Below are 232 nucleotides of genomic sequence, written 5' to 3'. Positions count from 1 at the left end.
TCTACAACGAGGGCGGCGATCGCCGGATCTCAATCGAAGAGCAGTTTGTCGGTACCGACTCATCCGACATCGAGCGCCTCCCCGACAGTTGGGAACTCACCATCGGAACCCACGACCGCCGCGAGGGCTGGAAGTGGGGAGAGATGAGGGAGTACGGGCCGGGCGAGGTGCAGCAGCTCGTCGACCGCGTGGACTCGTGGGCGCAAGACCAGGTGCGGGAACAGAACACCCG

Annotated in this window: 1 pseudogene; it reads left to right on the top strand. The window is 64.7% G+C overall.

The annotated features are described in order from the left end of the window. A pseudogene (locus tag AMS67_RS17675) lies at positions 1-232 on the top strand (hypothetical protein); the annotation flags it as partial.

Source organism: Leucobacter japonicus (genome assembly GCF_001273855.1).
Taxonomy (GTDB): Bacteria; Actinomycetota; Actinomycetes; order Actinomycetales; family Microbacteriaceae; genus Leucobacter; species Leucobacter japonicus.
This window is presented reverse-complemented; position numbering and strand designations above follow the sequence as displayed.